Source organism: Anabaena sp. UHCC 0253 (assembly GCF_009712085.1).
GTDB lineage: Bacteria > Cyanobacteriota > Cyanobacteriia > Cyanobacteriales > Nostocaceae > Dolichospermum.
In genome coordinates, this window is the sequence record NZ_VILD01000003.1 from 126,120 (window position 1) to 132,463 (window position 6,344).

Consider the following 6,344-nt stretch of genomic DNA (forward strand, 5'->3'; position numbering starts at 1 on the left):
AACCATGCTTCTATTCATTCTGTTCACTAATTCTATATCTATTCTTTGTCTAAAATGAACTAACATTGATGCCTCAAAGTGGTGCTTTATTACTATAGCTATTCAATCCTATAAAGTATTGTAGATATGGATTTTCTCTTATTTGTTCTACTGTTTCTCTATCACTTAAACCCAATCTTTCTTTGATTATTAAAGCTCCTATGGCTATTCGAAAAGACTTTGCTGGTGCGCCTATTTCTATCGTGAATTGTTTCGCATATTGATCTTCAAATTCTGACCACGGAATTAAATTCGCCATTATTACCCATCTATTATCTTCTGCCAACTGTCCCTCAAATGGCAGTTTAAACTTTTCTATGGGGGTAGGTAGAGTTTCAATTTTTCGATACATTTTCTATGTTTTTGTGAGGATTTTTACCCATTTTACCCGATTGCCTTGCACTTTTTTCCCATTTATAGACTTCAATCACTATTTATATAAGGGTTTCAGCTTTAATCAGCAAGCCCTAATTACATTAATTGATGATAGCCTAATTATTTATAATTCACTATTACACAAATAAAAATTTATAACTTAAACCCCTCTCCACTACTGGAAAGGGGTTAATTCTCACTACTGAAAACTCAATTTCAGCAATACTTAATAAGCGTCTTGTAACTCATAGAAATCAGGCGAGATGTAATCCTTACGCAAAGGCCAACCGACCCAATCTTCGGGCATCAAAATCCGCTTCAAGTTAGGATGACCTTCATAGATGATGCCATACATATCATAGCTTTCCCGTTCTTGCCAGTCTGCTGTTTTCCAAATCCAGTAAACAGAAGGCACAGAAGGATTCTCTCTAGGTAAAAACACTTTGACTCTGATTTCTTCAGGACGGTCAGCATTATCACTGACTTTTAGTAAATGATAGACACTTACCAAATCTTCTCCTGCACCTAAGTCAATACCTCCCTGAAACTGGAGATAATTAAACCCATAAGCATACAAAGCTGTAGAAATAGGAAGTAGGAAATCTGCTGCTACCTTAATTATTTCTACTCCGTTAGCATCAAGTTCTAAAAACTCATGGTCAAAGCCATTTTCCGCTAACCATTGGGAAACTTTGCCGGCTTGGACTAGAGATGCTTCCGCTGCGAGAACTGGTTTAGATTCTTCTTCAGCCACGCGCTTGTTCCTCCTTCTGTGTCTTTGCTGTCAACAATGCTGGGGGTACAGCCATACCGATCGCTTCTGTCAATTCTTTGGGAGGATTGAAACGGGTATCTGACTGCATATACTTACCAGTTAAGATTTCGGGAACTGGCTTCATATTATGAGTTGTACTGTAGTAGCGGTGGATTTGCTTGATGTTATCCCGCTCTTGCATAGAGTCGTTGGCGATTTTTTTCCGCAGTTTAATGATTGCGTCAATAATCGCTTCTGGACGAGGAGGACAACCAGGTAAATAAACATCTACAGGAATCAGCTTATCAACTCCGCGGACTGCGGTTGGGGAGTCAACGCTAAACATCCCACCAGTGATTGTACAAGCACCCATAGCAATTACATACTTGGGTTCGGGCATTTGTTCATAAAGACGCACCAATTGAGGAGCCATCTTCATGGTAATTGTCCCCGCAGTGATGATTAAATCGGCTTGGCGGGGACTACAACGAGGAATTAACCCAAAACGGTCAAAGTCAAAGCGAGAGCCAATTAAAGCCGCAAATTCGATAAAGCAGCAAGCTGTACCAAATAATAGAGGCCACAAACTAGAAAGCCGCGCCCAGTTGTAGAGGTCATCAACGGTGGTTAAAATTACGTTTTCTGACAATCCGTGGGTGACTGTCGGACGCTGCATGGGGTTGATGATTTGTTCTGTTTCCTGGGTAGTGATATTAGAATTTAAGACCATTCCAAAGCTCCTTTACGCCATGCGTAAACTAAGGCGATGATGAGAATCGAAATAAAGATGAGGGCTTCAATAAATGCCAATAAACCCAGACGGTTAAAAGCAACTGCCCAAGGATACAAAAATACTGTCTCTACGTCAAAAACCACGAAGACTAGAGCAAACATATAGTAGCGAATGTTGAATTGAATCCAAGCTCCGCCAATGGGTTCTAGTCCGCATTCGTAGGTAGTGCGTCTCTCTAGACTGTTACCACTGGGTCTGAGGATTTTTGAGGCTGACAGTGCTAGGGCTGGAACTAGGCTACACAAAATGAAAAAGCCTAGAAGGTACTCGTAACCGCTAAGAACAAACACAATGGTTTTCTACCGCTAATGGTGTAAGGGAATCAGTTATGAGTGAACAGTGAATAATTATCAGCTTAATTACTTGCTAATTTTTCACTAAGCTATAGACAATATTCACTGTTTGCTGTTCACTGAATATATGGATAATGTTCTTTTTATATTATATCTTTAAGGCTGTTCTGAAATCGTGGAAATAGACACACTGAGCGGTAGTGTGTGGGTTTTATCCTTGATTATTTTGATTTTGGATTGCTTTTACACCTTTAATCTCGATAGTTCGCGTCAAATTCTCATCTTTGCCTATTGGGAAATATTAGGTTTCTTCAGACCTATTTTTTCAGCAATACTTCTGAGTGTATCTTTAGGATACCAAATCATAAAGATACCGCCCCTGTTAAATACTACCAAATTCCAGATATAGCCAAAACCTGGGAACTGCCTCAGTATTGACAATTCAGATAAGACATAACGACGATTTTTTCTGGGGTAGTTGGGAGGATTGTCTTCTGTGCGAAGTTGTTCTGGTAGTGATAGCCAATGACCGGCTATTTTCCCAGGTTCAAAAAATTTAGCCTGTACAGATAATCCCATTAATCGGTCAGCAGTCCAAAAAGGAACATATTTCAATGGACCGAATATAGTGAAGGTAGGAACAATACCTTTGAGTGTTTCTTGTACTAATTCATTTTTCCAGACTTTTTTGTCAAAGTTTTCTTGATGTGGTCCTCTATGATCTTTACGTCCTCTAAAAAGTGCCAGAAAGTCGGGTTTATTATCTAAAGGAATAATGGGAATTTCTCGCATTGTATATTCCTTTTCTTCCTGAGAGTAATTTTTCTCGCTGTTTGGTTTTCTGATTTCGATATCTTTAATATTATTCAAACAACCCCAGGGCTTATCAACTGGTAGTTTTCCAAAGGGAAATTCTACTTGTTTTAATCTAAAAAAATAGCTGTCAGGAAAGTTACTAAAATAATCTTCGGCTATGGCCACAATATGAGGATGAATATACTCATCACAGTTTATGGAGAGAACATATTCACCGGATGCGTTCAATAAGGCTGTTACTCTTTGAATCAATTCTCCTTGTAAAGGACTTCTGATTTGACAAAGACGAGGCTCAGTAATGGGTATGAAAGGGACATTAGGCGGATAAACTAAAATAAATTCGGTGTTACCTTGGATTTTTAACAGTTCTTGTAGCCAGGAATGTTCAACACCACCCCTCATGGGGATAATGATCGAAAGCTTGGGTTTTGTCATAAATTTGCCATTTCATTTAATACTGATTATGCAGATTTTTTTTGTATAATTCTTTGCTTGACACCGATATCTAACCATAATAGCTATTTCATGTCAAGATATGCAGAATTTTTGGAAATGATCCTCAGTTCCCAGACGTGAAGCGTAAGTTAACTAACTTAAAATTCCTAAAAAGCTTGTATAATATGCCTTTTAAATTTTGAAGTTTAAATTTTGAATTCTACCAGGCGTAACTTTGTGATTAGTGATAGAAAAGTCTAACAATTATGTCATAATTTGTAACGTATATTTAATAATTCCCCACTGGGAGATCACGAGATTATGAGTGAACAAGCCGAACAAGCTGTTGAGACTCCAGTGTTAGACCGCTATGAGTGTCGCTCTTGTGGTTATGTTTATGAACCTGAAAAGGGAGATGACAAGAGTGATATTCCCGCAGGAACGCTTTTCGCAGACCTACCCACAAATTGGCGCTGTCCAGTTTGTATAGCGAAGAAAACTGTTTTTGCGAATATTGGACCAGCGGGTACAGCATCGGGTTTCAAGGAAAACTTAGGTTACGGTTTAGGTGTTAATACGCTGACACCAACTCAAAAGAACATTTTGATTTTTGGGGCTTTAGCTCTGGGATTCTTGTTTTTTATTAGTCTTTATGGACTACAGTAAAAACCGCTATCTTTATTTACCGCAATTCGCCAAAAATCTACCAAATTTAGGAAAACCTCAGTAATATTGATGCAATCAATTGTGAAAAAGTGGCAAGGATTTTTTGCCGCATTGATAGTAGCCATAGCCTGTATAGGATGTAGTAATGTTGCTTCTATTAGCTACAATCCCTGGCAGGTAATTAATGTGCCAACAGACGCGAAGTTACTCGATATTGGCTTTGCTGATAACTCCCAACATGGTTATTTAGTGGGTAGTAATGCCACTCTTTTAGAAACTAATGATGGTGGTGAGACTTGGCAACCATTAAAATTAGAATTGGATGATCCCAGATACCGTTTTAACTCTGTTAGTTTTTCTGGTCAGGAAGGCTGGATTGTGGGAGAACCTTCTCTGCTACTCCATACTACTGATGAAGGACGGTCTTGGTCACGAATCGCTTTAAGCGAAAAGTTACCTGGTAGCCCAATTGCGATTACAGCAATAGCTGAGAATACAGCAGAAATGGCTACAGATGTGGGAGCTATTTACCAGACTACAGATGGTGGTCAAAACTGGAAAGCTAGTTTGGAAGCGGCAGTTGGTGTTGTTCGGAACATTGAGCGATCGCCTGATGGTAAGTATATCGCTGTTTCGGCTAAGGGTAGTTTTTACTCGACTTGGCAACCTGGACAAAATGCTTGGGAACCTCATAACCGCAATAGTTCCCGTCGCTTAGAAAATATGGGTTTTGCTAAGGATGGACAAATGTGGTTATTAGCACGAGGTGGCCAAGTTCAGTTTAGCGATCCTACTAACGCCGAAGAGTGGTTAGAGGTAGAATATCCAGAGTTAGCCACAAGTTGGGGTTTACTAGATTTAGCTTATCGAACACCCGATGAAATCTGGGTCGGTGGTGTAGCGGTAATTTACTCCGCAGTATTGATGTGGTAAAACCTGGGAAAAAGATCGTGATGTAGAAAAGGTTGCGGCTAATTTCTACAAAATTGTGTTTTTTAATCCCAATCAAGGTTTTATAATCGGCGATCGCGGTGTTTTGCTAAAATATAACCCCAAAGTACAAGAAACAGCAGCACTATCGAAAGCGGCGTAATTACACCCAATCATGGATGTATTATGAGAAAAAAGTTGCAAGTTGTAACTCTTGTCTTGTCTTTGTAGGATAATAAACTCAATAATACTCTTTAACAAGGTAGTGAAATAAAAATGGCAGGTACCACTGGAGAACGTCCGTTTTCTGACATTGTAACCAGTATTCGTTACTGGGTAATTCACAGCATCACCATCCCCGCTTTGTTTGTGGCTGGTTGGTTATTTGTCAGCACTGGTCTGGCTTATGATGTATTTGGCACACCCCGTCCTAATGAGTATTTTACTCAAGTTCGTCAAGAAGTGCCAATTGTGAGCAATCGTTTTGACGCAAAAAACCAAGTAAAAACATTTATTGGAAAGTAATTTGACATCATGACTAGCGGTAATAACATCAATCAACCAGTTACCTATCCCATTTTTACAGTCAGATGGATCGCGGTTCATACCTTAGCTGTCCCTACTGTATTCTTTTTGGGCGCGATCGCCTCAATGCAGTTTATTCAACGCTAGGAGTTAATCATGGAAAGAACGCCTAATCCTAATCAACAACCGGTTGAATTAAACCGTACCTCTCTTTACCTGGGACTTCTATTAGTCTTCGTTCTAGGAATTCTATTTTCCAGTTACTTCTTTAACTAACTGGGCTTTTTAACGTCAGTTGCTGGTTAGCTAATAATTGACAATTGATAATTGACAATTGACAACTGACGACTAACGACTAACGACTAACAAATCTGTTGATTTATTTTTAAGGGAGGAGAAACTGTGTCAGGAAGTGGAAGAATTCCCCTGTGGGTCGTCGCTACGATTGCAGGTTTAGGTGTAATCACTGTTGTAGGTATTTTCTTTTATGGAGCTTACGCAGGAGTTGGTTCTTCAATGTAATGCGACTGGAAGAGGAAAGTAATTAGAATTACAAAAGACTTGATTTTTGCTTAATCATTGATTGATTCTGAACTCCGTCTTCAAAAATCTACATAAAAACCGCCTATCTCAAAAAGATGGGCGGTTTTGTTGTTCATAACATAGGTAACTGGTGAGAAAACTAAGTAACCAATTACCAGAGCTTAATTAAGCAATA

General features: G+C 39.1%; 9 protein-coding genes and 2 pseudogenes. 6 read left to right on the top strand and 5 right to left on the bottom strand.

Features of this window, described 5'->3' with window-relative positions; genetic code table 11:
* From FJR38_RS28340 to FJR38_RS08855, 5 genes and pseudogenes are all read right to left on the bottom strand, one after another.
* Positions 1–391: pseudogene (locus FJR38_RS28340) on the bottom strand (transposase); the annotation flags it as partial.
* 249 nt (positions 392–640) lie between these two features.
* On the bottom strand, positions 641–1,168 hold the full coding sequence (locus FJR38_RS08840) for an NAD(P)H-quinone oxidoreductase subunit J (RefSeq protein ID WP_168536568.1): 528 nt from the start codon (positions 1,166–1,168) through the stop codon (positions 641–643).
* Entirely contained in the window at positions 1,161–1,898 is a 738-nt protein-coding gene (locus tag FJR38_RS08845; protein WP_168497740.1) for an NADH dehydrogenase subunit K, read from the bottom strand. The genes FJR38_RS08840 and FJR38_RS08845 overlap by 8 nt, the downstream gene beginning before the upstream one ends.
* Entirely contained in the window at positions 1,889–2,251 is a 363-nt protein-coding gene (locus FJR38_RS08850; protein ID WP_168497742.1) for an NAD(P)H-quinone oxidoreductase subunit 3, read from the bottom strand. The genes FJR38_RS08845 and FJR38_RS08850 overlap by 10 nt, the downstream gene beginning before the upstream one ends.
* 291 nt (positions 2,252–2,542) lie before the next feature.
* Entirely contained in the window at positions 2,543–3,505 is a 963-nt protein-coding gene (locus tag FJR38_RS08855; protein ID WP_168497744.1) for a transposase, read from the bottom strand.
* A 321-nt stretch (positions 3,506–3,826) separates the two neighbouring features.
* Here FJR38_RS08855 and FJR38_RS08860 point away from each other — a divergent pair, with 321 nt between their 5' ends.
* From FJR38_RS08860 to FJR38_RS08885, 6 genes and pseudogenes are all read left to right on the top strand, one after another.
* Complete coding sequence (locus FJR38_RS08860; protein ID WP_168497746.1) at positions 3,827–4,171, top strand: rubredoxin; 345 nt, start codon at positions 3,827–3,829, stop codon at positions 4,169–4,171.
* A gap of 69 nt (positions 4,172–4,240) precedes the next feature.
* A pseudogene (locus FJR38_RS08865) lies at positions 4,241–5,264 on the top strand (photosynthesis system II assembly factor Ycf48).
* A 113-nt stretch (positions 5,265–5,377) separates the two neighbouring features.
* A complete protein-coding gene (gene psbE, locus FJR38_RS08870) occupies positions 5,378–5,626 on the top strand; it encodes a cytochrome b559 subunit alpha (RefSeq protein ID WP_104386002.1) in 249 nt (82 codons plus the stop codon).
* 9 nt (positions 5,627–5,635) lie between these two features.
* Positions 5,636–5,773, top strand: a complete 138-nt coding sequence (gene psbF / locus FJR38_RS08875; protein ID WP_010997987.1) for a cytochrome b559 subunit beta — start codon at positions 5,636–5,638, stop codon at positions 5,771–5,773.
* 9 nt (positions 5,774–5,782) lie between these two features.
* Complete coding sequence (locus tag FJR38_RS08880; protein ID WP_015081482.1) at positions 5,783–5,902, top strand: photosystem II reaction center protein L; 120 nt, start codon at positions 5,783–5,785, stop codon at positions 5,900–5,902.
* 126 nt (positions 5,903–6,028) lie between these two features.
* Positions 6,029–6,148, top strand: coding sequence for a photosystem II reaction center protein J (locus tag FJR38_RS08885; RefSeq protein ID WP_168497750.1), 120 nt, complete (start codon positions 6,029–6,031; stop codon positions 6,146–6,148).
* Positions 6,149–6,344 lie beyond the last annotated feature (196 nt).